This window comes from Streptomyces sp. NPDC038200, from assembly GCF_055600785.1.
In genome coordinates this window covers 244,726-269,473 of sequence record NZ_JBVJYH010000004.1, presented here as the reverse complement: position 1 = coordinate 269,473, position 24,748 = coordinate 244,726, and the positions used below count along the sequence as shown (strand labels likewise).

Sequence of the window (24,748 nt, the reverse complement as noted above, 5' to 3'; positions counted from 1 at the left end):
TCGTCGTCGGCGGGAGCGGTGCGGTGAAGCCTCCCGTCGGCAGCCATGTGGTCGACACCCGCACCGGACGGGTCGGCATCGTCATGGGGCACGAGGGGCCCTACGTCCAGCTGAGACCCTACGGCGGCGGCCGGGAGTGGGACGCCGAGCCGGGTGCGCTGCGAGCCGCGACCGCCGCCGAGCGGCTCAGCGCGGCGACCGCCCGGGCCAACGCCCGCAGCCGCGGGGAGACGCTCTAGCCAGGCGGTGCCCCGGAAAAATCCTTGATCCCGCCAGATGTCGAGACATCGGCGACAGGGGCGCCCTAACCTGAGCCGGACGCCCGGTCAGGGGGACCGGGGAGCACCGAGGGGGGCCTCACGCATGGAGTTACGCGTCAGAGTCGCGCGCGCTCGTCCGTCCGGCGACGGCGTGACCGACGAGTCGGGCGACACCGAGGGGTGGACGGAGTCGTTCGCCGACTGGATCACCGAGGACCCCCGGCTGGCCCGGTCCGCCGTCGTGCGGCGGGAGCGGGTGCCGTCCGGCGACGGCGGGATGTCGTCGGACCTGCTGCCCTGGATCGGCCTCGCCGTCGACTCCGGTGCCTTCCTCGCCGCCTTGGTCTCCCTGTTCGGCGACTTCCGCGGTTCGCTGCGCCCCGCGGAGCGCCCCTCCGTGCGCCTGGTCGTGGAGCACGGCGGACATCGCTACGTCATCCACGGCGACACGGCGGAGGAGGCCGCCCGCGCGGCACTGGCGCTGGGCATCGTGCCGCAGCCGACGCCGGGAAGCGGCGGCGACGGTGCCGCTTCCTGATCCGGCAGGGAGCCGGGCCGTCCTCGTCGGCGTGGAGGACTACCGGCCGCTGGTCCCCCTGCCCGGGGTGGTGGCCGGTGTCCGCAGACTGGCCGACCTGCTGTGCGACCCCGGCGTCTGGGGCCTGCCCCGGGACCATGTCACCGTGCTCGACGCCCGGCCCTCCGCCGACGACATCCTGACGGCGGTGCGCGACGCCGGGGCGGCGACGACCGACACCCTGCTCGTGTACTTCGCGGGGCACGGGCTGCGGGGACGCGAGCGGACCGAGCTGTATCTGGCGACGGCCGACGCCGACGAGAACGACGTGGCGATCGGGACGCTGCCCTACCGGACGTTGCTGGACCTCGCGAAGCGGACGGCGTCCCGGGCACGCCGTCGCGTCACGTTCCTCGACTGCTGCTACAGCGGTCTGGCCATCTCGATGGGCGGCTCCGCCGCCGTCCTGGAGCGCCCCGACCCGGCCCGGCCGCTGAGCGACGGCTACAGCGGCCCCGGCAGCTGGATCATGACGTCCGCGTCGGGGACGGAGCGCTCGTTCACCTCGCCCGGCGGATACCCCTACTTCACCGGGGCGCTGATCGACGTCCTGGACAACGGCATCCGCGAAGCGGGCCCGACGCTCAGCCTCGACCGCATCGCGAAGGAGGTCATCGAGCGGCTCAGGACACGAGAGCACCAGGGCCGTCCCGTCCCCCGGCCCCACTGCGGCGACCGCAATCTCATGGGGGACGAACCCTGGGTCCGCAACCGCGCCCCCGAGGCCGGCCGAGCCGCCCCGGTCGCCCGCGAGGACGGCCGAGCCGCCCCGGTCCCGCCGCCCCGGCAGTACGCCGAACCCATGGACTTCGTGGACGCGCTGCGCCTGCTCCTGCTGCGCGCGGGCATCACCCTCGTGCCCGACGGCGACGCCGGAGACCGGCGGACGAGATGGCGGAAGTGGAGAGTGGGCCTGCATCGGACGGAGCGCCTGATCGGACACCTCAAGTCGCCCTACGCCAGTCCGCGGGCGATGGTCTTCACGGACACCCATCTGTATCTGCGCTCCGGCACCCGGTGGCAGATCCCCTACGGGCGGCTCTGGAGCGCCTCCGTGGAGACCGCGTACGAAGAGGTCACCACGACCACGGTCACGGACCTGACGGGGATCTCGGACCAGAGCCTGGACGTCGTCACCCGTCTCACCATCGGGCAGGACACCCTGGAGTTCCGGGAGAACCTCCCGGGGGCGGTGCAGAAGGCCCTCCTCGTCTTCCTGCCGCTGTTCGGCGATCTCCACCGGCGTCGTCCCGAGTGGTTCCCCCAGCCGGGCGGGAGCCCCGCCGCCATGGGCGAGAATGGGTGCCATGAGTCTGTTCCGCGACGACGGCATCGTGCTGCGCACCCAGAAGCTGGGTGAGGCGGACCGGATCATCACGCTGCTCACGCGCGGTCACGGGCGGGTACGGGCCGTGGCGCGCGGGGTGCGGCGCACCAAGTCGAAGTTCGGGGCCCGGCTGGAGCCCTTCTCCCACGTCGACGTGCAGTTCTTCGCACGGGGCAGCGAGCTGGTCGGGCGCGGGCTGCCGCTGTGCACCCAGAGCGAGACGATCGCCCCCTACGGCGGCGGGATCGTCACCGACTACGCCCGGTACACCGCGGGCACCGCCATGCTGGAGACGGCCGAGCGGTTCACCGACCACGAGGGCGAGCCGGCCGTCCAGCAGTATCTGCTGCTGGTCGGGGGGCTGCGGACGCTCGCCCGGGGCGAGCACGCACCCCACCTCGTCCTCGACGCCTTCCTGCTGCGCTCCCTCGCCGTCAACGGCTACGCGCCCAGCTTCGGCGACTGCGCGAAGTGCGGGATGCCCGGCCCCAACCGGTTCTTCTCGGTGGCCTCCGGCGGCTCCGTCTGCGTCGACTGCCGGGTGCCCGGCAGCGTCGTGCCGTCCCCGCAGACCCTGGTGCTGCTGGGGGCGCTGCTTACGGGAGACTGGGAGACGGCGGACGCGTGCGAGGCGCGGTACGTCCGCGAGGGCAGCGGGCTGGTGTCCGCCTACCTGCACTGGCATCTGGAGCGCGGACTGCGCTCCCTCCGGTACGTAGAGAAGTAGTCCACGGTCGAGGAGACGAGAAGCACATGGTCGTACGCGGGATCCTGGGGCGCCAGCGGCGCGAGTACAAGGCGCCGGAGCCGCACCCGTCCGGTGCCCGCGCACCCAAGCTCCCCGGTGAGCTGGTGCCGAACCACGTCGCGATCGTCATGGACGGCAACGGGCGCTGGGCCAAGGAGCGCGGCCTGCCGCGCACCGAGGGGCACAAGGTCGGTGCCGAGCGGGTGCTGGACGTCCTCCAGGGCTCGATCGAGGTCGGCGTGCGCAACATCTCCCTGTACGCCTTCTCCACCGAGAACTGGAAGCGGTCGCCCGACGAGGTCCGCTTCCTGATGAACTTCAACCGCGACTTCATCCGCAAGACCCGCGACCGGCTCGACGAACTCGGCATCCGGGTGCGCTGGGTGGGCCGCATGCCCAAGCTGTGGAAGTCGGTCGCCAAGGAACTGCAGGTCGCCCAGGAGCAGACCAAGGGCAACGACCTGCTCACCCTGTACTTCTGCATGAACTACGGCGGGCGCGCGGAGATCGCCGACGCGGCGCAGCGCCTCGCCGAGGACGTGAAGGCGGGCCGGCTCGACCCGTCGAAGGTCTCCGAGAAGACCCTCCAGAAGTACCTGTACTACCCCGACATGCCGGACGTGGACCTCTTCCTCCGCCCCAGCGGTGAGCAGCGCACCTCCAACTACCTGCTCTGGCAGAGCGCGTACGCCGAGATGGTCTTCCAGGACGTGCTGTGGCCCGACTTCGACCGGCGTGACCTGTGGCGGGCCTGCCTGGAGTTCGCCTCCCGGGACCGTCGGTTCGGCGGGGCCGTCCCGAACGAGGAGTTGATCGCCATGGAAGCCGCCATGAAGGGCGATTCCACCTCGTAGCCACCGGGATTTCACACGGGCCGCCGAGGATGCGGGTCTCATGAGACGTTTCACCCCGGTCCTCGCCCTCGGCGCCCTGCTGCTCACGGCCCTGCCCGCGCACGCGGCCCAGGACCCCTCGCACCGCGAGAGCTACGGCACGAAGGCGCCGTACGCGCCCCGGCAGAACCCGCACCGCTATCAGCAGCCCCCGGCCGGCTTCGAGCCCGTCTTCACCGAGAACGTCTCGCGGCACGGGTCGCGCGCGGCGTCCGACAGCGAGGACGGGGACCTGATCCTCGCGCTGTGGGACAAGGCCGAGGCGGAGGGGCAACTCACCCGCACCGGCGAGGAGTTCGGGCCGAAGGTGCGCGCCCTGCAAGCCGCGATGGCGAAGGTCGGCTACGGCAACCTCAGCGGGCGCGGCCGGCAGGAGCTGGCGGACACCGCGGTGCGCCTGGAGCGGCGCCTGCCGTCGCTGTTCGCGAGGATCGCCGAGGACGGGGAGAAGATCGACGTCGTCAGCTCCGGGCAGGGGCGGGCGGTGGACAGCGGCACCGTGTTCACGGACGCCCTGGCCGCCGCCGACCCCGCGCTGAAGCCGCTGATCGGGCCGGCCCGCATCGACAAGGACCTGCTGTACTTCCACAAGGCCGCGGGCGGTGCCGCCTACCGCGAGTACATCGAGAACGACCAGCGCCTCAAGGACACCCTGAAGGGCGTCACCGACCAGCCGAGGACCCAGGAGGCCGCCCGCGGTGTCCTCCGCCGGATCTTCAAGGAGCCCTTCGTCGCGGGGATCACGGACCGTACCGGTGCCGCGCGGGCCGTCTACAACCTGTACGCCATCGCCCCGGCGATGAGCGAGGAGAGCCCGGACGGCGCGGGCTGGGGCATGGAGCGCTTCATCTCCCGCACGGACGCGGACTGGTTCGGCTACCTCTCCGACGCCGAGGACTTCTACGAGAAGGGCCCCGGCTTCTCGGACAGCGACATCACCTACAAGATGGCGGGCGTCCTTCTCGACGACCTCTTCAAGCAGGTGGAGGCCAAGCGCGCCGGCACCGGCGGACTCGGCGCCGAGCTGCGCTTCACCCACGCCGAGGAGATCATTCCGCTGGCCGCGCTGATGGGGCTGCCGGGCAGCACGAAGCCGGCCGCGCCCGGGAAGGCGTACACGTACGCCGGCAATCCCTGGCGGGGCGCCGCCGTCTCCCCGCTGGGCGCCAACATCCAGTGGGACGTGTTCCGAAAGGGCGACCGCGTCCTGGTCCGCATGCTCTACAACGAGAAGGAGACGGCCTTCAAGGACGGCTGCCGCCCGATCAGGAAGGGCAGCGCCTTCTACGACCTGGACGAACTGGAGCACTGCTTCGGCCGGGACTAGCGGTCCACGGGGAGGCGGGGACCGCGAGGGCGCTGTTCGTGCCGCGGCCGGCGCCCCGCCCGAAGCAACGGGCGGGGCCCGCGCTCCGCAGGGGCGCGGAACCCGCGCGACCGGCCACGACGCAGCCGTGGTCGCCGACCGCGCCGCAGCCCGACGGCGCTCCGGCGGCCCGGCTCACCCCGCGGCGCAGTCCGCGCACGTGCCGAAGATCTCCACCGTGTGGGCCACGTTGACGTATCCGTGCTCCGCGGCGATCGCCTCGGCCCACTTCTCCACGGCCGGGCCCTCCACCTCCACCGCCTTGCCGCAGGCACGGCAGACGAGGTGGTGGTGGTGTTCACCGGTCGAGCAGCGGCGGTACACGGACTCGCCGTCGGACGTGCGCAGGACGTCGACCTCGCCGGCCTCGGCGAGGGACTGCAACGTGCGGTAGACGGTGGTGAGCCCGACCGAGTCGCCCTTGTGCTTGAGCATGTCGTGCAGATCCTGTGCGCTGCGGAACTCGTCGACCTCGTCCAGGGCCGCCGCCACGGCTGCACGCTGGCGGGTCGCGCGGCCCTTCACGGGCGGTCCAGCGGTCGTCACCGTTGTCTCCTCACGTCTCGCTACTGCCCGGGCCATTGTGCCAGTCCGGGCCGCCGGCGGTCAGACGCCGACCTCGTCCCCGGCCCCCCGTGAGGCCGGAATCGAGCACTCCGCGGGGTCCCCGGCGGGCTGGGCCGCGGCCGCCGCGCGGGCGCGTCGCCGGGCCAGCGGGGCGGACAGCGCGGTCAGCGCGACGAACGCGGCGATCGTCAGCAGGACGATCGTGGCGCCGGGCGGGACGTCCTGGTAGTACGAGGTGATCGTGCCGCTGACGGCCACGGTCACCCCGATCGCCACCGCGATCACGAACGTGACGGTGAAGCTGCGGCTGAGCTGCTGCGCCGCCGCCACGGGCACGACCATCAGCGCGGACACCAGCAGCAGGCCGACGACCCGCATGGCGACCGTCACGGTCACGGCCGCGGTGACCGCCGTCAGCAGGTTCAGGGCCCGCACCGGCAGGCCGGTGACCCGCGCGAACTCCTCGTCCTGGCTCACCGCGAACAGCTGGCGGCGCAGGCCCAGCGTGACCAGCAGCACGAAGCCGGCGAGCACGCAGATCGCGGTCACGTCGGACCGGGACACCGTGGACAGCGAGCCGAACAGGTACGACGTCAGGTTGGCGTTGGAGCCGCCCGGCGCGAGGTTGATCAGCATCACACCGCCGGCCATACCCCCGTAGAACAGCATGGCCAGGGCGATGTCGCCGCGCGTCCTGCCGTACCAGCGGATCAGCTCCATCAGGACCGCGCCGAGGACGGAGACGGCCGTCGCCATCCACACCGGGGAGGTGGAGAGGAGGAAGCCGAGGCCGACGCCCGTCATGGCCACGTGCCCGATGCCGTCGCCCATCAGGGCCTGGCGGCGCTGGACCAGGTAGATGCCGACCGCGGGCGCGGTGATGCCGACCAGGACGGCCGCGAGGAGCGCCCGCTGCATGAATGCGTAGTTCAGGAAGTCCATCAGCTCAGCAGTCCCGTGCGGATCGGTTCGGTGCCCGCCGGCGCGTGCGGGTGTACGTGGTCGTGGCCGGGCAGCGCGTGCTGGCCGACCGCCCGCGGCGGCGGGCCGTCGTGCAGCACGCAGCCGTCGCGCAGGACGACCGCCCGGTCGATCAGGGGCTCCAGCGGGCCCAGTTCGTGCAGCACGAGCAGGACCGTCGTACCGGCCTCCACCTGCTGCCGGAGCGTGCGTGCCAGCACCTCCTGGCTGGCCAGGTCGACGCCCGCCATCGGCTCGTCCATGATCAGCAGTTCCGGCTCGGCGACCAGGGCGCGGGCGATCAGCACCCGCTGGTGCTGGCCGCCGGACAGGGCGTTCACGGAGTCCTTGGCCCGGTCCGCCATGCCGACCAGCTCCAGGGCCCGGTGCACGGCCTCCCGGTCCGCCTTGCGGAAGACGCCGAAGCGGGTGCGGGAGAGCCGGCCCGAGGAGACGATCTCGGTGACCGTCGCCGGGACTCCGCCCGCGGCGGTCGTCCGCTGGGGTACGTAGCCCACGCGCGCCCAGTCCCGGAAGGACCGGCGCGGGGTGCCGAACAGTTCGACGGTGCCGCCGCTGACCGGCACCTGGCCGATGATCGTGCGGATCGCCGTGGACTTGCCGGAGCCGTTCGCGCCCAGCAGGGCGACCACCTCGCCGCGGCCGACGGTGAGGTCGACGCCGCGCAGCACGGGACGCGCGCCGAGTTCGGCGGTCACCCCGCGCAGGGCTATGACGGGCTCTGTCATGGTCGTGTCCTCCATGCCGGTCACCGGGCGCCCAGGGCCCGCTGGAGCGCCTTGAGGTTGGCCTCCTGGACCGCGAAGTAGTCGGTGCCGCGGGACGAGTCGGTGATGCCCTCGATCGGGTCGAGGACGTCGGTCTTCAGGCCCGTGTCGCCCGCCACGGTCCGGGCGGTCTTGTCGCTGACGAGCGTTTCGTAGAAGACGGTGCCGACGTCGTCGGCCTCGGCCGTCTTCTCCAGGTCCCTGATCCGGGCGGCGCTCGGCTCCGACTCGGGATCGAGGCCGCTGATGGCCTCCTCGGTGAGGCCGTAGCGCTCGGCGAGGTAGCCGAAGGCGGCGTGCGTGGTGATGAAGACCTTGCTCCTGGTGTGCGCGAGGCCGTCGCGGAAGGCGGTGTTCAGTTCGTCCAGCCGCTTCACCAGGGCCGCGGTGTTCTTGCGGTAGTCGGCCGCGTGCTTCGGGTCGGCCTTCGCGAAGGCCTTGCCGACCCCCTCGGCGACCTGGGCGTAGCGCACCGGGTCGAGCCAGATGTGGGGGTCCTTGCCCGCCCCCTCCTCGCCCCCGTGGCCGTCGTGCTCGGCCGCGTGGCCGCCGACCTCGTCGCCGTGGTTCTCCAGCGTGGTCAGGGCGGCCGCGTCGATCTTGGTCCCGACCGGGGACTGGGCCACCGCGTCGTCGACGGAGGGCTGGAGGTTCTTCAGGTACAGGACCGCGTCGGACTCCTCCAGCGAGCCGATCTGCCGGGGGCTGATCTCCAGGTCGTGCGGTTCCTGGCCGGGAGAGGTGAGAGTGGTGACGTGGACGTGGTCCCCGCCGATCCGCTCGGCGAGGAACGTCATCGGGTAGAACGACGCGACGACGTCGAACTTGCCGGTGCCGGCCGCTGCCGCGCCGTCGCCGGAGCAGGCGGAGAGGGTGCCGATCCCGAGGGCGGTGACCGCGGCGGCCGCGGCGGCGGGTATGAGGCGTCGTCGTACGTTCATGACAGTCATTTTCAACAAATATGGAAACCGTTGTCAACAACGCTCATCAGGTGGTCTGGGCAGGGGCCGATTTGGTCGTGGGGGAGCATGCGCCGGTAACCTGAATCATTCGCTGGAAGCATCTCGCTTCAACGCCCGTCGTCGTAATGAAGAGAGCACCGTGGCCGCCGACAAGATCGACACCATCGTCAGCCTGAGCAAGCGCCGTGGCTTCGTTTTCCCGTGCAGTGAGATCTACGGCGGACAGCGTGCCGCCTGGGACTACGGACCCCTGGGTGTCGAGCTCAAGGAGAACATCAAGCGTCAGTGGTGGCGCTACATGGTGACGTCGCGCGAGGACGTCGTCGGTATCGACTCGTCCGTCATCCTGGCCTCGGAGGTCTGGGTCGCCTCCGGCCACGTCGCCACCTTCACGGACCCGCTGACCGAGTGCACCTCGTGCCACAAGCGGTTCCGCGCCGACCACCTGGAGGAGGCGTACGAGGAGAAGAAGGGCCACGCCCCGGCGAACGGCCTCGCGGACATCAACTGCCCGAACTGTGGCAACAAGGGCCAGTTCACCGAGCCCAAGCAGTTCTCGGGTCTTCTCTCCACCCACCTCGGCCCGACCCAGGACTCCGGTTCCGTCGCCTACCTGCGTCCCGAGACCGCCCAGGGCATCTTCACCAACTTCGCCCAGGTGCAGACCACCTCGCGCCGCAAGCCGCCGTTCGGCATCGCCCAGATGGGCAAGTCCTTCCGCAACGAGATCACGCCCGGCAACTTCATCTTCCGCACCCGCGAGTTCGAGCAGATGGAGATGGAGTTCTTCGTCAAGCCGGGCGAGGACGAGAAGTGGCAGGAGTACTGGATGGAGCAGCGCTGGAACTGGTACACGGGCCTGGGCCTGCGTACCGAGAACATGCGCTGGTACGAGCACCCGAAGGAGAAGCTCTCCCACTACTCCAAGCGCACCGCCGACATCGAGTACCGCTTCCAGTTCGGCGGCAGCGAGTGGGGTGAGCTGGAGGGTGTGGCCAACCGCACCGACTACGACCTCGGCGCCCACGCCAAGGCCTCCGGCCAGGACCTCTCCTACTTCGACCAGGAGGCCGGCGAGCGCTGGACGCCGTACGTCATCGAGCCCGCGGCCGGTGTCGGCCGCGCGATGCTGGCCTTCCTGCTCGACGCCTACGTCGAGGACGAGGCGCCCAACGCCAAGGGCAAGATGGAGAAGCGGACCGTGCTGCGGCTCGACCACCGCCTCGCCCCGGTGAAGGTGGCCGTCCTCCCGCTGTCCCGCAACCCGGAGCTGTCCCCGAAGGCCAAGGGTCTCGCCCAGGCGCTGCGGCAGAACTGGAACATCGAGTTCGACGACGCCGGTGCCATCGGCCGCCGCTACCGCCGCCAGGACGAGATCGGTACGCCGTACTGCGTGACCGTCGACTTCGACACCCTCGAGGACAACGCCGTCACCGTGCGCGAGCGCGACTCGATGAAGCAGGAGCGGGTGTCCCTCGACCAGATCGAGGGCTACCTGGCCGGCCGCCTGGTGGGCTGCTGACCCTCGGCGCACCCGCCGCTCCGGGGGCCCCGCCCCCGGACCCCGGCTCTCGCCCGCCCTCCGCCCGGCTCGTCCGGGCGGAGGGCGGGCGTTCTCGTGGGGGGTGTCGTCCGCTCACCCGCCCAGGTCCAGGTCCACGTACAGCGCGGCGTGGTCCGAGGCCTCGTCGGCCTTCGTGTGCACACTCGTGAAGTGGTTCGCGTGCGCGAAGATGCCCCGCGTCTCCAGGCCCACCTTCCGCACCTTCTCCCACAGCGCGGGCGGCAGCAGGACGTAGTCGAGCTTGTCCCGCTCGTGGTGGCAGGTGCCGTGGGTGCCGGGCTCACCGTGGTACGAGGGGTGGCTCATCACATCGCGCAGGCCGGTGTCCAGCAGTACCCCGACCGGCTTGCTGTCCGGGACGTCGTTGAGATCTCCGGCGACCACGGCGTTCGGGGTGCGGTCCAGCGCGGCCCGGTGGATCTCCGCGACCCGCTCCGCCTGGGCCAGGCGCAGCTCGGGGTCGTCGTTGGACTTGCTCTTGAGATGGTTGCCGAGGAGCACCAGGGTGTCCGGGCCGAGCAGGATCTCGTACTCGGGGCAGTCGCGGCTGAACAAGGGCTTCGTCGGGTCCGCGGGGTCCGGGTCGAAGAGGTGCGGCCGGACGGAGATGATCGGGAAGCGGCTGAGGATCCCGATGTCGATGCCCCGCGGGTCGTTGCCGTCGACCAGCAGGTTGAAGGGGTACGGCTGCCAGCCCAGGCCCAGGACGTGCTGGTTGAACCGGTCCAGGGTGAGCCGGTCCTCGACCTCGGGCACCAGCAGGACGTCGGCGTTCACCTCTCTGACGACCCGTCCGGTGTTGAGGACCGCCGTCATGTCCAGGTCGTCCCGCCCGAGTTCGGCCCAGCCGGCCCACGCCCTGCGGCCCTCGGCGAGGATCGGCAGCTCCGTCGGCTGGGCCCCCGGCGCGGGTGTGTCGAAGAGCCCGCTCGTCCGCCCGGGGCGGTTCTGGTTGACGTGGATGAGCGGGGGGTTCTCGGGGTCGCTGCTGTACGCCCGGTGCTTCAGGACGAGCGCCGAGATCTGCTGCTTGACCTGGTCGGTGTACGTCTCCTTGTCCAGGAGGGCGACCAACTCGTCGAAGTCGTCGAGGACTTCCTTCCGCTGCTCCGCGTCCGGCAGACGGAAGACGGAGGGGCGGCGGAAGAGGTTCTCGGTGTTGAAGGTGGCGATTCGGACGGCCATCGCGGCCTCCTGGGGGGCGGCGCTGGAACACCGCACGGCCGACGGCAGGCGCCGCCTGGGAAGCTGCACGCCGGCAGTTTCCATTCTCCGGGCGGTGACGGACCGTGTCCAACGGAGGGACCGCTCCCGTCACCGCCCACCGGCCGGTGTCGTCAGGTGCCGGTTCAACGACCCTGGAGCGCCCTCACGTTGTCGCCGAACGTCCAGTTCCGGGAGCCGTCCCAGTTGACCGACCACGTCATCAGGCCCTTGAGTGACGTGCCGTAGTGCTGCCAGGCCTGGGAGACCAGGGACGGGGACATGTAGCCGCCGCCCGCGCCGGACTGGGCGGGCAGACCCGGTACCTGCTTGTCGTACGGCACCTTGATCGTCGTGCCCTGGACCACCAGGCCCTTGTCCAGGCAGTCGGTCTGCGCGGTGAAGCCCTGCACCGTGCCGGCGGAGTAGGAGTCGCCGGAGCAGCCGAACATGCTGCCGTTGTAGTACTGCATGTTCAGCCACCACAGCCGGCCGTTGTCCGCGTACTTCTTGACGACCGGCAGGTAGGCGCCCCAGATCGAGCCGTAGGTGACGCTGCCGCCGGTGACGTACGCCGTCTCCGGGGCCATCGTCAGGCCGAAGTGGGACGGCATCTGGGCCAGGATCCCGTCGATGATGCGGATCAGGTTGGCCTGGGACGTGGAGAGCCGGCCGATGTTCCCGCTGCCGACCAGGCCCGTCTCGATGTCGATGTCGATGCCGTCGAAGTTGTACTTCTTCAGGATCGGCACGATCGTCGCCACGAAACGGTCGGCGACGGCCGACGACGACAGGTCGATGCCCGCGGCGGCGCCGCCGATGGAGAGCAGGATCGTCTGGCCGGACGCCTTGGCCGCGCACATCTCGGCGGGCGTGGCCACCTTCACGCCGGCGTCCATGCCGTCCTCCCACAGCGCCGTGCCGTCGGAGCGGATCACCGGGAAGGCCGCGTTGATCACGTTGTAACCGTGGGCGGGGATGCGGGAGTCGGTGATCGGGGTCCAGCCGAAGGGCGGATGGACGCCGTTGGCGGAGCCGTCCCAGTTCTCCCAGTAGCCCTGGAGCACCTTGCCGGCCGGCCGCGACTTCACCGCGCAGGTGTCGGCGGCGGAGGCGGCGGGCGCGGTGGCGACGGCGAGCGGGGCGAGGACGGCCGCGGTGAGGGCGGCGGTGAGCAGGCGCAGGGTACGGCGGAGCATGCGGCCTCCCGGTGGGGGTGCGGTGAGGTGTCGTAGGCATGACAGTTCGCTTCGCCTCCGACAGTGCTCTGGTCCAGACCTTTCGTCAATAGGTCTGGACCAATTGGCGACGATGTCGGCGCAGTGGGTGACGAAGATGGAATGACAGATATTGAAATCTGTCATTCGTCATGCGAGGGTGGAGCCATGACGATGCGAACCCGAACCCTCGGAACCACCGGCCCCCAGGTCTCCGCCCTCGGCCTCGGCTGCATGGGCATGTCCGCGCTGTACGGCGACACCGACCGCGCGGAGTCCGTCGCGACGATCCACGCCGCCCTGGAAGCGGGCGTGACGCTCCTGGACACCGGCGACTTCTACGCCATGGGGCACAACGAGATGCTCATCGGCGAGGCCCTGCGCACCGCCCCCGCGGCCCTCCGCGAACAGGCCCTGACCAGCGTCAAGTTCGGCGCCCTGCGCGACCCGGAGGGCAACTGGAGCGGCTTCGACGGCCGCCCCGCCGCCGTGCGGAACTTCGCCGCCTACTCCCTCCAGCGCCTCGGCGTCGACCACATCGACGTCTACCGGATCGCCCGCCTCGACCCGGATGTGCCGATCGAGGAGACCGTCGGCGCGATCGCCGAACTGATCGAGAAGGGATACGTCCGGCACATCGGCCTGAGCGAGGTCGGCGCCGAGACCATCCGCCGGGCCGCCGCCACCGCCCCGATCGCCGACCTCCAGATCGAGTACTCGCTGATCTCCCGGGGCGTCGAGCGGGAGATCCTGCCGGCCACCCGCGAACTGGGCATCGCCGTCACCGCGTACGGCGTGCTCTCCCGCGGCCTGATCTCCGGCCACTTCGCCCGCGACCGGCGGCTGGCCGCGACCGACTTCCGCGCCCACTCGCCCCGCTTCCAGGGGGACAACCTCCGCCACAACCTGGACCTGGTCGAGGCCCTGCGCAAGATCGCCGAGCAGAAGGGCGTCACGGTCGCCCAGATCGCCATCGCCTGGGTGCTCGCCCGCGGCGAGGACATCGTGCCGCTCGTCGGCGCCCGCAACCGCGAGCGGCTGGGCGAGTCGCTGGGCGCGCTGGACGTCCGGCTGGACGCGGCCGACCTGGCGGCGATCGAGGAGGCCGTCCCCGCGGACGCGGCAGCCGGCGACCGCTACCCGGCGGCGCAGATGGCGCACCTCGACAGCGAGCGCTGAATCCGGTGCCAGGTACGGTCTAGCCATGCCACCGACCAGCGAGACCCTGACCGCCGAGCGCATCCTCGAAGCCACCGAGGAGGTGCTGCGCCGCCACGGCCCGGCGAAGGCCACCGTGGTCGACGTGGCCCGGGCGCTCGGTGTCAGCCACGGCAGCGTCTACCGGCATTTCCGCACCAAGGCCGCGCTGCGCGAGGCGGTCAGCAAGCGGTGGCTGGACCGGACGTCGGAGCGGCTGGCCGGCATCGTCGACGGAGACGGCACCCCCGAGGAGCGGCTGCGGGCCTGGCTCGCGGGCCTGTTCGAGGCCAAGCGGCACAAGGCCGGCGACGACCCCGAACTGTTCGCCACCTACACGGTGCTGACCGACGAACTCGGCGGCGTGGTCTACGAGCACATCGCCGACCTGACCGGTCAGCTGACCCGGATCATCGCCGCGGGCGCCGGGTCGGGCGCCTTCCGGGTGCCCGACCCGGCCACCGCGGCGCGGGCCGTCTTCCAGGCCACCGGCCGCTTCCACGACCCCTGCTACGCCCGGGACTGGGCGAAGCCGGGCATCGAGGAGGAGTTCACGGCCGTCGTGGACCTGCTGGTACGAGGGCTCAGTTCACCTTCACCGTGACGGTGGGCGAGTAGACCTTGCCGAACCGGGTCGCGCTCGCGATCCGCAGATGCTCGGTGCCCTTGGTGTTCAGCTTGGCCAGGAGGGCGTACGAGTTGCCCGTCTTGACCTTGGCGGACGCCCGCAGAGCCGTCCACTTGCCGGACTTCTCGTGCTGGAGCAGCAGGGGGCTGCCGACCTTCAGGCCCTTGGTGCGACCGGTGAACTTCACCGTGTCACCGGCCTTCACCGAGGTCCTGTCGACGCTGACGGTGATCGAGGCCTTGGCCGAGGGACTCGGGCTCGGGCTCGCGGCGAAGGCCCCGGTCGTGCCGGCGGAGAGCAGCGCCACACAGAGTGCGCCGGAGCCGAGCGCACGGCCGGGGCGATGGCGGAGTACGGAGGTCATGTTTCGTCTCCCGTCGCTCGATGAACCTTTCCCAGGCTGACCCGGGTCCGGCCGGGCGGCCACTCGGGACGGGACGGAACTTCGCGTCCTCTCCCGTGAAACAGCAGGTCGGCGCGGTTGTCGGCGTCCGGGGCACGGAGTGTGCAGCAGGACCGGCGCCGGCCGGGAGGCTGCCCGCCGAGACGGCCGGGCCGTGCCCTCCGCTCAGCCGACCGTCCGGGGCAGCCGCAGGCTCAGCAGGCCGGTCAGCACGATCCCGGCCAGCTGCACCAGCAGCGTGGTGACCAGCGCGTCCCGCATGCCCAGGTGCGGCACGAGGGTCAGGAACAGGGTGCCCAGCGTGGCCACGCCCAGGGCCAGCGCCGACTGCTGAGTGGTGACCATCACGCCACTGCCCACACCGGCCCGGGCGGCCGGCACCTCGGACATCACGATCCGCAGCACATTGGGCAGCTGGAGCGCCTGCCCGGCACCGGCCACGGCCGTGCCCGGCAGCAGCGAGGCGAAGCCCAGGTGGGGCCAGTCCCGCCAGACGGCCAGCACGATCAGCAGCACGCCCACGCCCTGGAGCACCGCCCCCGCGGTGACCACCCGGGTGCCGTGGCGGGCGATCAGCCGGGGCCCGGCGAGCGAGACGAACAGGAACGCCACGGCCATCGGCACGAGCGCGAGCCCGGCCCGCACCGGGCCGAGCCCGGCGCCCTGCTGCAGCGCCAGCGCGATCATGAACATGAACCCGCTGAAGCCGATCGAGAACGGCACCATCAGCTCCAGGCCGCGCCGCATGGACGGCACCCGGAACAGGCTCGGCGGCACCAGCGGGGTCCGCCCCGCCCGGTCCGCCCGCCGCTCCACCGCCCAGAACGCGCCCGCCGCGAACGGGAACGCGGCCAGCGACAGCCAGGTCCACAGCGGCCAGCCGGCGGCCCGGCCCTCGGTGAGCGGCGCGAGCAGCGTCAGCAGCGACACCGCGAGCAGTACCGTGCCCGGCCCGTCGACGGGCTCCGGGTGCGGCGACCGGGTCTCCGGGACGAACCGCGCGGCGAGCACGAGCCCCAGCACGACCACCGGCACATTGACGAGGAAGATCGCCCGCCAGCCGGTCCCGGCGACGTCGGCGGCGACCAGCACTCCGCCGAGTATCTGCCCGGCCACCATGGACAGTCCGGCGGTGGCGCCGTACAGGCTCATCGCCTTCGCCCGGCGCGTGCCGCTCGTGGCGGACTGGATGGTGGCGAGCACCTGCGGCAGCATCGCGGCGGCCGCGGCGCCCTGCGCGACCCGGGCCACCACCAGGCTCCCGGCGCCCGGAGCGAGACCGCAGGCGAGCGAGGTGAGTCCGAAGGCGGCCATCCCGCCGAGGAACAGCCGGCGCCGGCCGAACAGGTCCCCGAGCCGTCCGCCGAGCACGAGCAGCACGGCGTACGCGACGCCGTACCCGGCGACGACCAGCTCCAGCACGGCCTCGCCCGCGGCGAGATCGGTGCCGATGGCCGGCAGGGCCACATTGACGATGAAGAAGTCGACCAGCGGCAGCGCCGCGGCCAGCAGAACGGTGAACAGTCCGGGCCCGCCGAGCGCGGGCGGCGCGGCCGGCGTCCGGACGGCCGGGAGGGTGACGGTTTGCCTCATGACCCCGAGCCTGCGGGACCGCTCAGCCTGGTACCAGAGTCTCCGGCTCCTGGTAGCGGAACTACCCGGCAACAGCGTCGGAGACCCGTGCCCCCCGCCCACCCTGGTGGCGGGCCGCTCCCGTCCTGGTACCGCGAGCACCTGGCAACGGTCTGGCTGAGGCGGCACCCTGGGGTGATGACGACCACGGCCCAGGAGACCCCGCCGCAGCCGGCCCGGGGAGCGGAGATCCGCCGGCACGAGCTGGCCGCGTTCCTGCGCAGCAGGCGGGAGCGCATCACCCCGGAGCAGGTGGGCCTGCCCCGCGGCGCCCGCCGCCGGACCCCCGGACTGCGCCGGGAGGAGGTCGCCCAGCTCTCCGCGGTCGGCGTCACCTGGTACACCTGGCTCGAACAGGCCCGCGACATCCAGGTCTCCGTGCAGGTCCTGGACGCCCTCGCGCGCGCCCTGCGCCTGGACGCCAGCGAGCGCGCCCACCTCTTCCAGCTGGCCGGCGCGACCGACCCCACCCCGGCCGCGAACTGCCCGAGCGTCACCCCCGCCCTGCGCGAGATGCTGACCCGGCTGGAGCCGATCCCGGCCTGCATCCAGAACAGCCGGTACGACATCCTCGCCTACAACCGCACCTACGCCCGCCTGCTGGGCGACCTGGACGCGATCCCGCCCGAGGACCGCAACTGCCTGATCCTCGTCCACACCAACAAGGACTGGCAGGCGGCGTGCGTCAACCTGGAGGAGACCCGGCGCCTGATGGCCGCCCGGCTGCGCGCCTCGCTGGCCGGCCACCTCGGTGAGCCGGCCTGGAAGATGCTGCTCGGGCGGCTGGAGGAGATCCCGGAGTTCCGCGAGAACTGGCAGCGCTACGAGGTGGTCGGCACCCGCTCCAAGACCAAGGAGTTCCTCAACCCGTACGTCGGCCACCTCACCCTGGAACACACCGACCTGTGGCTGAGCCCCCAGCTGGGCGCCCGGATGGTGACGTACACCCCGAAGAACGACGAGACCCGGGAGCGGCTGGAGCGGCTGTACGGGATCGCCTCCGGGGTCCCGGCCCGCTGAGGGGCCGGGGCCGTTCCGGTGGGCGGCTGCCGGGACTCAGCCGGACAGCCGGGAGCGGAGCAGCTTCTTGTCCGGTTTGCCCGCAGCCGTCAGCGGGATGCCGGGCACCAGGTGCACGGCCTCGGGAGCGTAGAGGCGTCCCTTGCGGGCGGTGACGAAGTCCCGGATCTCCGCCGGCGTGGGGTGCTGCCCGGCGGCGGGCACCACGGCGGCGTGGACGTGCTCCACCGACTCCTCGTCCCGGCTGCCGAACACCGCGCACTCGGCGACGGCGGGATGGCTCAGCAGCAGCTCCTCCAGCTCCGCCGGATAGACGTGACCCCCGACGACCACGATCATGTCCTTGATCCGGTCCACGATGTACAGGTATCCGTCCTCGTCGAGGCAGCCGACGTCCCCCGTGCGCACCCAGCCGTCCCGCAGCACCTCGGCGGTCAGCTCCGGCTGCTTCCAGTAGCCGGACATCACATGGGGCGAGCGCACCTGCACCTCCCCCCACTGCCCGGGCGGCAGGACGGTGCCCTCGGTGTCCCGGACGGTGATCTCCACGCCGGGCAGCGCCCGGCCGACCGTCAGCTGCCCGCCCGGGCCGGTCACCTCCAGGTCGCCGGGGCCGGCTTCGGTGATGTGCTGGGCCTCGGCCTGCCCGTACAGGCCGTACAGCACGGGCCCCAGCACCTCGGCGGCCTGCCGCATCCTGGCCGGTGAGGCGGCGGTGCCGCCGTAGCTGATCCGGCGCAGGCAGGACAGATCGGTGCCGGGCAGGTCCGGGTGGTCCAGCAGCCGGTACAGCAGCGGCGGCAGCAGCCAGGTGTGGGTGATGCCCTCGCGCTCGATGGTGGCCAGGACGTCCCCGGGCTCGAATCCGTGCCGCAGGACCACCGAGCCGCCCTGGAGCAGGGCCATGTCGGCGAAGATCCCGGCGAGATGGGCGAGCGAGGTGCAGGCCAGATAGCGGGGCGGGGCACCGGCGTCGGCGAGCCCTCGCTCCAGGCTGTGCCGGTAGGAGCCGTGGGCCATGCGGATGCCCTTGGGGATGCCCGTGGTCCCGCCGGTGTGCCGGATGCACCAGTCGTCGTCCGGACCCACCAGCCGGCCCATCGGCCGGGCCGGCCGCCGGGCCGCCGCGGCCAGCACGTCCTCGGCGAAGCCGCTCGGCCCCAGGGAGAGCATCCGGGGGGTGCCGGGGAGCCGTGACAGCTCCCGCGCCGTGTCGTGTCGTGGCTCGTCCACCAGGAGCAGGGAGCAGTCCACGCTCTCCATCACACGGGCCATGACCGGCGGGCTCGTGCCCTCGTACAGGGAGACCACCCGGGCGCCGGCCAGATTGGCGGCGTAGCGGGCGGCCAGGGCCTCGGCGGTGTTGCCGGTGAGCAGCACGACGGTGGTGCCGCGGCCCGTCCCGCGGGCCGCCAGCTCCCCGCCGAGGCGGAGCACCTGGTCCCGTAATTCCGCCGCGCCGATCACCCGCCCCTCGGCGGTCGTGACGGCCGGCCGTGCCGGCTCGGCGGACAGTGCCTGGAGGACGGCCTCCACATAGCTGCGGAAACCGGCTTCCCCGGTGGCGCTTCGCTGGTCCATCGCTGTTCTCCCTCGTCCGGACCCGGTGGACGACGACGACGCTAGTACCGGCCCTTCATGCCTTCCACGACCGATCTCGCCATGTGCTCATGGCGCGTCGGGCATGAGTCCCGCCCTGGCCAGCCGGCGGAAGTCGCGGGCGGCGGGGGAGAGATAGGCGCCCTTGCGCCACACCAGGGTCAGCGTCCGGTGGCAGTCGGCGCCGTCCAGCCGCAGCCAGGTCACCAGGCCGCTCCCGCCGAGGGCCCGCCGGGCGACCGCCGGCATCAGTCCGATGCCCAGACCGGCGCCGATCAGCCCCGGAGTGGCGGCGGCCTCGTCGCCCTCGCAGACCACCCGCGGCGTCAGCCCCTCCCGGGCGAAGAGCCGCTCCAGCAGGTTTCTCTGCCAGTGTCCGGGGCGGGTGCTGACGAAGTCCTCGCCGGCCAGCTCGGCCACCGTGACGCTCTCCCGCCCGGCCAGCCGGTGTCCGGGCGGCACGGCGAGCAGCACCTCCTCCCGCACCAGTTCCACCGAGCACACCTCGGGTCCGGCCAACGGCTGGGAGGCGATCGCGAAATCGACTTCGCCCGCCCGCAGATGCTGCCGCATCGAGTCCACCGGAGCCTGGAACAGGCGCACCCGCACCCCGGGCCGCAGGGCACGGAACGCGGACAGCACCCCGGACAGCTGGAACAGGGTCTCGGCCGCGACGGCGACCCGTCCCGGACCCGCTCCGGCGGCGTCGGTCACCTCGCGCCGGGCGTCGTCGAGTTCCGTCAGCGCCCGTTCGACCCGGGCCAGGAAGGCGGCGCCGCGTTCGTTGAGCCGGATGCGGCGGCCCTGGCGGTCGAACAGCGGTGCGCCGAGTTCGGTCTCCAGCCGGATGATGGTCCGGCTCACCGACGGCTGGGCGACCCGGAGTTCCTCCGCGGCCCGGCTGATGTGCTGGTGACGGGCCACGGCCCGGAAGTAGCGGAGCGACAGCAGGTCCATGCCGGTAGTCTCGCCGGACCCGGCACGGGCCGGAGCGGGGCCCCGCGGGGCGCCGGCACTACGCCCGCTCCGCGGCCCCCACGACCTCGCGGATCTCCGCCGACTCCAGCTGCCCGGCCGTCCGCTCCGCGGTCCGGCGGGCCCAGGGTCCGCTGGTCAGCAGGCCCAGGAGGAGGACGGCCAGGCCGCAGGCGGTGAGGATCCACCAGCCGGGACGGGCCGCCGAGACGAAGACCTCGCGGTACGGGGACGAGCCGATGCCGGAGGCCAGGACGGCGCCGACCACCGCGACACCGAGGGTCTGGCCCAGCTGCCGGCTGGTGGAGGCGACGGCGGCGGCCACCCCGGCCTGGGCCCGGGGCATGCCCGACACCGCCGTGTTGGTGATCGGCGCGTTGACGAAGCCGAAGCCGATGCCGAAGAGCACGTATCCGAGGAAGAGGGTGGAGTCCGACGTCTCGGCCTCGAACGCGGCGAACAGGACGCCGCTCGCCGTCATCGCCGTACCGGCCACCAGGAGGGGCAGGCGGGGGCCGCGGGTGCCGACCAGGCGGCCGGACAGCGGGGCGCACAGGAACGTCGGCACGGCCATCGGCAGCATCCACAGGCCCGCGTGCAGGGCGTCGAGGCCGCGCACGTTCTGCAGGTACAGGGTGGACAGGAAGAGGAAGCCGCCCAGGGCCGCGAACGCGCTGACCGCGATCACCGTGGCGCCGCTGAACGGGGCCGAGCGGAAGAAGCGCAGGTCGATGAGGGGTTCCGCGCGCCGGGGCTCGTACCACAGGAGGGCCAGCAGGGCCGCGGCGGCGACCGCGGCGAAGGGGGCGACCGTGCCGGCGCCGGACTCCGGTGCCTCGATGATCGCGTACGTCAGCGAGCCGAACAGGGCGATCACCAGCAGCTGCCCGACCGGGTCGGGGCGGCGGGCCCGGGGCGCGCGCGACCCGGGGACGAAGCGGAGGGTGAGCAGCAGGGCGGCGAGGCCGACCGGGAGGTTGACCCAGAAGATGGCGCGCCAGCTCACGGACTGCACCAGCAGCCCGCCGACCAGCGGGCCCGCCGCCATGGATATGCCGACCACCGCGCCCCACACGCCGATCGCGCGGGCCCGCTCCCGGGCGTCGGTGAAGGTGTTGGTGATGATCGACATGGCGACCGGGTTGAGCATCGAACCGCCCACCGCCTGGACCATGCGGAACACGATCAGCAGTTCCAGGCTGGGGGCGAGGGAGCAGAGCAGCGAGCCGACGGAGAAGACCACCAGGCCGGCCATGAAGACCTTCTTGCGGCCGATGCGGTCGGCGGTGGAGCCCGCGAGCATCAGCAGCGACGCCAGGACGAGCGTGTAGGCGTCGATGGTCCACTGGAGACCGGACGTGGTGGCGTGCAGGTCGCGCTGCATGGACGGCAGCGCCACGTTCAGCACGGTGTTGTCGAGGCTCACGATCAGCAGGCTCATACAGCAGATCGCGAGCACGAGCAGGCGTCGGCGAGGGCTCAACTCGGGCATGCGTGCCATCGTACGCCGACTTCGATAGTGTGTCTAACTAATGACTGCTCCATGAACTTCGGCAGCCGGGCACCGGGCACGGCCGGCCCCGGCAGCCCCGCCGGACAGCACCGCTGGAGCGTGGCCGCCAGGCCGCTGCCCGCGCCGGCCGGCCGGTCGGTCTCGCCGAGAGCGCCGAGAGCGAGGAGCGGCTGGAGCGGCTGGCGGAGCTGCCGGACGAGCGGCCGGCCGAGTGAGGGACAATGGATCCTCGTCCCTGGCCGTAGCCCCCGCACATCCGTCCCGGAGCCGTCTGATGACCCACCCGCTCTCCATCGGCCCGCACACCGTGACACCGCCCGTCGTGCTCGCACCCATGGCGGGGATCACCAACGCGCCCTTCCGCACCCTGTGCAGGGAGTTCAGCGGAGGCAAGGGGCTGTTCGTCAGCGAGATGATCACGACCCGGGCGCTGGTCGAGCGCAACGAGAAGACCATGCAGCTGATCAGGTTCGACGCGAGCGAGCAGCCGCGCTCGATCCAGCTGTACGGCGTCGACCCGGCCACCGTCGGCAAGGCCGTCCGCATGATCGCGGAGGAGGACCTGGCCGACCACATCGACCTGAACTTCGGCTGCCCGGTCCCCAAGGTCACGCGCAAGGGCGGCGGCTCCGCCCTGCCCTACAAGCGCAACCTGCTCCGGGCGATCCTGCGCGAGGCGGTCTCGGGCGCCGGTGACCTGCCGGTGACCATGAAGATGCGCAAGGGCATCGACGACGACCACATCACCTACCTCGACGCGGGCCGTATCGCCGTCGAGGAGGGCGTCACGGCGATCGCCCTGCACGGGCGCACCGCCGCCCAGCACTACGGCGGCACCGCCGACTGGGACGCCATCGCCCGGCTGAAGGAGCACGTCCCGGAGCTCCCCGTGCTCGGCAACGGCGACATCTGGTGCGCCGAGGACGCGCTGCGGATGGTGCGGGAGACGGGCTGCGACGGAGTGGTCGTGGGCCGCGGCTGCCTGGGCCGCCCCTGGCTGTTCGCGGACCTGGTGGCCGCGTTCGAGGGCCGGCCCGGCGACGTCGCCCGGCCCGCCCTGCGCGAGGTGGCCGACGTCATGGTGCGGCACGCCGCCCTGCTCGGCGAGTGGGCCGGCGACGAGTCCAAGGGCGTGGTCGACTTCCGCAAGCACGTCGCCTGGTACCTCAAGGGCTTCGCCGTCGGCTCCGAGATGCGCAAGCGGCTCGCGATCACCTCCTCGCTGGAGGAACTGCGGGCCGGCCTGGACGAGCTGGACCTCGACCAGGCCTGGCCGGCCGGCGCGGACGGGCCCCGCGGGCGCACCTCCGGCAACAACCGCGTGGTGCTGCCGGACGGCTGGCTGAAGGACCCGTACGACTGCGCGGGCGTCGGCGAGGACGCCGAGCTGGACACCTCGGGCGGCTGATCAGCCCTTCCTGGGGTGCGGGGTCGAGCCGTACGCCGTCAGGAAGCGGTCCCGGAAGGAACTCATCTTCCACACCGGCGCGTCGTGGGCGGGGCGCAGGCCCTCCGTCCAGCCCCAGTCGGCGATCTTGTCGAGGACCTTCGGGTCCTTGGCGACGACCGAGACCGGCACGTCACGGCTGGCGTGGTTGCCGCTGACCCGGGCGATCGGCTGGTGGTCGCCGAGGAAGACCAGCACGGTGTCCTTGCTGCCGTAGCGCTCCAGCCACTCGGTCAGCGCGGTCACCGAGTACTGGATCGACTTGCCGTACTCCTCGCGGGACCTGGTGGTGTCGGCGATGACGTCGGCCGACTTGTTGCCCGCCGCCTCGATGCCCTTGAAGACCGAGCCGTCACCGAGCCGGTCCCAGTCCACCATCTTCGGGATGGGCGCCCAGGGCTGGTGGCTGGAGGTCAGGATGAGCAGCGACATCCGCGACTTGCCGTCGGCCGGCCGCTTGCTGTGCACCCGCTCCTGGTACTGCTGGAGCGCGTACTGGTCGGGCATGGTGGACCAGCTGAACTTGGGCCCCCGATAGCCGAGCTGGAAGGCGTTGTAGACCTTGTCGAGGCCGTACCACTTCTGCTCCGGCCACCCCTTCTGCACGCCCGGCATGACGCCGACCGTGTCGAACGCGCCGGTCTTCTGGAACGCGTCCGTCAGGCTCATGTGGTCGCTCGCCATGACGGTGCGGTAGCGCTGCTGGTTGCTGATCCACAGGCCGGACATGGTGGTGGAGTGGCCGAGCCAGCTGCTGCCGCCGTAGGTCGCCGAGGTCAGCCAGCCGCTCCTGGCGTGGAAACCGGCCTCGGCCAGCGCCTTGGTGCGGGCGTCGAGCGTCCGGTCCACGCCCGGCGCCATGACCGGGTCCTCGATCGCGCTGCGACCGTAGCTCTCGATGAACGTGAAGACCATGTCCTTGCCGCGCAGATCGGGCACCAACTGGCCGGCCGGGGTGTTCCCGAACGCGTCGACCCGGGCCACCTTCCGGAACTCGGCCTCGTCCCTGAGGGTGTCCGAGACCCGGCGGGCCTGGACCTTCAGCGCGGTCGCCGTGCTGTCGGAGGCGAGCGGCAGGCCCCCCGCCTGGAGGCCGAGGGAGGAACAGGTGATCCAGACGACCCCGGCCACCAGGGTGCCGCGGGTCGCGGTGCCGGGATGCCGGGCGAGGAGGTCGCTCAGCCGGACCACGGCCAGCGCCAGCAGCACGAAGAGCAGCAGGACCACGGCGAGCACCCCGGCCACGGCGGCGAGGGTGGCCGTACGGCCGAGGGAGTCCTCCAGATACGACTCCGCGTCGCCGAGCAGGCTCCAGTCGAGGATCACGTTGAACTTGCGGCCGAGGTACTGGCTGAAGCCCATGTCGAGCGCGTTCAGCACGGTCACGGCCCCGAGCAGCACCCCGGACACCGCCGCCACCACCACCCGCGGGCGCCGCGGCAGCGCGAGCAGCACCGCGGCCCCGACGACGGCCTCCGCCGGTATGCGCAGGAACGCGGCGGGTCCGAGCCGGACGACGGAGTTGGGCATCACGAGCGCCGCGACGACGAGCGCGGCGGCGAGCACGGTGACGCCGACGGACAGGGTGCGGGCGGCGGTGGGATGCCGCTCCCGCCACCGCCGCCGCCACGCCGACCAGGCGGTCCAGGGCCGCCTGGAGGAGTGCGGGGCGGGGGCGGTGACCTCTGCGGGGACGGTCTCCTCGGCCGACTGGAGCGCGCTCATGCCCTCCCGTACGGCCCACCGGGAAGCACCGTTCACGCCCGCCGGGCAAACACCTGGTCAATACGGCCGGGGCCGCGCGGCACCCGCACGCCCCCGGCCCTCAGGCACCCCCGACCGCCGTCCAGTCCCCCTCAGGCACCCCCGACCGCCCAGCACCCCCGGGCACCCCGGGCCGCC

The 24,748-nt window shown here is 72.1% G+C and carries 23 protein-coding genes; 11 read left to right on the top strand and 12 right to left on the bottom strand.

Features of this window, described 5'->3' with window-relative positions; all coding sequences use genetic code 11:
* The first annotated feature begins 23 nt into the window (after positions 1-23).
* The 6 genes from ACZ7KF_RS11040 (at position 24) to ACZ7KF_RS11015 (ending at position 5,132) form a co-directional block, all read left to right on the top strand.
* Positions 24-239, top strand: coding sequence for a hypothetical protein (locus ACZ7KF_RS11040; protein ID WP_471071588.1), 216 nt, complete (start codon positions 24-26; stop codon positions 237-239).
* 124 nt (positions 240-363) lie between these two features.
* Entirely contained in the window at positions 364-798 is a 435-nt protein-coding gene (locus tag ACZ7KF_RS11035) for an effector-associated constant component EACC1 (protein WP_471071585.1), read from the top strand.
* Entirely contained in the window at positions 785-2,197 is a 1,413-nt protein-coding gene (locus tag ACZ7KF_RS11030) for a caspase family protein (protein ID WP_471071582.1), read from the top strand. The genes ACZ7KF_RS11035 and ACZ7KF_RS11030 overlap by 14 nt, the downstream gene beginning before the upstream one ends.
* Positions 2,145-2,891, top strand: a complete 747-nt coding sequence (gene recO, locus ACZ7KF_RS11025) for a DNA repair protein RecO (protein ID WP_225821203.1) — start codon at positions 2,145-2,147, stop codon at positions 2,889-2,891. Before ACZ7KF_RS11030 ends, recO begins: the two co-directional genes overlap by 53 nt.
* A 26-nt stretch (positions 2,892-2,917) precedes the next feature.
* Positions 2,918-3,766 (top strand): isoprenyl transferase, encoded by an 849-nt coding sequence (locus ACZ7KF_RS11020; RefSeq protein WP_471071579.1) that lies wholly within the window; start codon positions 2,918-2,920, stop codon positions 3,764-3,766.
* A gap of 40 nt (positions 3,767-3,806) precedes the next feature.
* A complete protein-coding gene (locus ACZ7KF_RS11015; protein WP_471071576.1) occupies positions 3,807-5,132 on the top strand; it encodes a histidine-type phosphatase in 1,326 nt (441 codons plus the stop codon).
* Between the two features lie 174 nt (positions 5,133-5,306).
* Here the strand turns inward: ACZ7KF_RS11015 and ACZ7KF_RS11010 are convergent, their stop codons facing one another.
* The 4 genes from ACZ7KF_RS11010 to ACZ7KF_RS10995 are packed head-to-tail and all read right to left on the bottom strand — an operon-like array spanning position 5,307 to position 8,427.
* Positions 5,307-5,717 carry a Fur family transcriptional regulator gene (locus tag ACZ7KF_RS11010; protein WP_471071573.1) on the bottom strand — a complete coding sequence of 137 codons (411 nt, stop codon included), beginning with the start codon at positions 5,715-5,717 and terminating at the stop codon, positions 5,307-5,309.
* Between the two features lie 60 nt (positions 5,718-5,777).
* Positions 5,778-6,680: a metal ABC transporter permease gene (locus ACZ7KF_RS11005; protein WP_471071570.1), complete on the bottom strand. Its 903-nt coding sequence runs from the start codon at positions 6,678-6,680 to the stop codon at positions 5,778-5,780.
* Positions 6,680-7,447 (bottom strand): metal ABC transporter ATP-binding protein, encoded by a 768-nt coding sequence (locus tag ACZ7KF_RS11000; RefSeq protein WP_471071567.1) that lies wholly within the window; start codon positions 7,445-7,447, stop codon positions 6,680-6,682. Before ACZ7KF_RS11000 ends, ACZ7KF_RS11005 begins: the two co-directional genes overlap by 1 nt.
* A gap of 20 nt (positions 7,448-7,467) precedes the next feature.
* Entirely contained in the window at positions 7,468-8,427 is a 960-nt protein-coding gene (locus ACZ7KF_RS10995) for a metal ABC transporter substrate-binding protein (RefSeq protein ID WP_471071564.1), read from the bottom strand.
* A gap of 160 nt (positions 8,428-8,587) precedes the next feature.
* Between ACZ7KF_RS10995 and ACZ7KF_RS10990 the strand changes: the two genes are divergently transcribed.
* Positions 8,588-9,970, top strand: coding sequence for a glycine--tRNA ligase (locus tag ACZ7KF_RS10990; RefSeq protein WP_471071562.1), 1,383 nt, complete (start codon positions 8,588-8,590; stop codon positions 9,968-9,970).
* A 114-nt stretch (positions 9,971-10,084) separates the two neighbouring features.
* Here the strand turns inward: ACZ7KF_RS10990 and ACZ7KF_RS10985 are convergent, their stop codons facing one another.
* A complete protein-coding gene (locus ACZ7KF_RS10985; RefSeq protein WP_471071559.1) occupies positions 10,085-11,197 on the bottom strand; it encodes an endonuclease/exonuclease/phosphatase family protein in 1,113 nt (370 codons plus the stop codon).
* 164 nt (positions 11,198-11,361) lie between these two features.
* Complete coding sequence (locus ACZ7KF_RS10980; protein ID WP_471071556.1) at positions 11,362-12,414, bottom strand: chitinase; 1,053 nt, start codon at positions 12,412-12,414, stop codon at positions 11,362-11,364.
* A 186-nt stretch (positions 12,415-12,600) separates the two neighbouring features.
* Here ACZ7KF_RS10980 and ACZ7KF_RS10975 point away from each other — a divergent pair, with 186 nt between their 5' ends.
* Together ACZ7KF_RS10975 and ACZ7KF_RS10970 are read left to right on the top strand one after the other, a co-directional pair.
* Complete coding sequence (locus ACZ7KF_RS10975; RefSeq protein WP_471071553.1) at positions 12,601-13,611, top strand: aldo/keto reductase; 1,011 nt, start codon at positions 12,601-12,603, stop codon at positions 13,609-13,611.
* Between the two features lie 25 nt (positions 13,612-13,636).
* Positions 13,637-14,233, top strand: a complete 597-nt coding sequence (locus ACZ7KF_RS10970; RefSeq protein ID WP_471071550.1) for a TetR/AcrR family transcriptional regulator — start codon at positions 13,637-13,639, stop codon at positions 14,231-14,233.
* On the opposite strand, the gene ACZ7KF_RS10965 is transcribed toward ACZ7KF_RS10970, so the two are convergent.
* Entirely contained in the window at positions 14,214-14,621 is a 408-nt protein-coding gene (locus tag ACZ7KF_RS10965; protein WP_471071547.1) for a hypothetical protein, read from the bottom strand. The genes ACZ7KF_RS10970 and ACZ7KF_RS10965 overlap by 20 nt on opposite strands.
* A gap of 204 nt (positions 14,622-14,825) precedes the next feature.
* Positions 14,826-16,253 carry an MFS transporter gene (locus ACZ7KF_RS10960; protein ID WP_471071544.1) on the bottom strand — a complete coding sequence of 476 codons (1,428 nt, stop codon included), beginning with the start codon at positions 16,251-16,253 and terminating at the stop codon, positions 14,826-14,828.
* A 177-nt stretch (positions 16,254-16,430) separates the two neighbouring features.
* Here ACZ7KF_RS10960 and ACZ7KF_RS10955 point away from each other — a divergent pair, with 177 nt between their 5' ends.
* Entirely contained in the window at positions 16,431-17,312 is an 882-nt protein-coding gene (locus tag ACZ7KF_RS10955; RefSeq protein WP_471071541.1) for a helix-turn-helix transcriptional regulator, read from the top strand.
* A 36-nt stretch (positions 17,313-17,348) separates the two neighbouring features.
* On the opposite strand, the gene ACZ7KF_RS10950 is transcribed toward ACZ7KF_RS10955, so the two are convergent.
* The 3 genes from ACZ7KF_RS10950 to ACZ7KF_RS10940 all read right to left on the bottom strand — a co-directional run bounded on the left by ACZ7KF_RS10950 (position 17,349) and on the right by ACZ7KF_RS10940 (position 21,378).
* Positions 17,349-18,893, bottom strand: coding sequence for an AMP-binding protein (locus ACZ7KF_RS10950; protein WP_471071538.1), 1,545 nt, complete (start codon positions 18,891-18,893; stop codon positions 17,349-17,351).
* Between the two features lie 87 nt (positions 18,894-18,980).
* Positions 18,981-19,868, bottom strand: coding sequence for a LysR family transcriptional regulator (locus tag ACZ7KF_RS10945; protein ID WP_471071535.1), 888 nt, complete (start codon positions 19,866-19,868; stop codon positions 18,981-18,983).
* A gap of 58 nt (positions 19,869-19,926) precedes the next feature.
* Positions 19,927-21,378, bottom strand: a complete 1,452-nt coding sequence (locus tag ACZ7KF_RS10940) for an MFS transporter (protein WP_471071532.1) — start codon at positions 21,376-21,378, stop codon at positions 19,927-19,929.
* Positions 21,379-21,673: 295 nt separating this feature from the next.
* On the opposite strand from ACZ7KF_RS10940, the gene dusB reads away from it, so the two are divergent.
* The gene (gene dusB, locus ACZ7KF_RS10935; protein WP_471071529.1) at positions 21,674-22,807 is read left to right on the top strand and encodes a tRNA dihydrouridine synthase DusB; all 1,134 of its coding nucleotides are present in this window, start codon (positions 21,674-21,676) and stop codon (positions 22,805-22,807) included.
* On the opposite strand, the gene ACZ7KF_RS10930 is transcribed toward dusB, so the two are convergent.
* The gene (locus tag ACZ7KF_RS10930) at positions 22,808-24,571 is read right to left on the bottom strand and encodes an alkaline phosphatase family protein (protein WP_471072238.1); all 1,764 of its coding nucleotides are present in this window, start codon (positions 24,569-24,571) and stop codon (positions 22,808-22,810) included.
* Positions 24,572-24,748 lie beyond the last annotated feature (177 nt).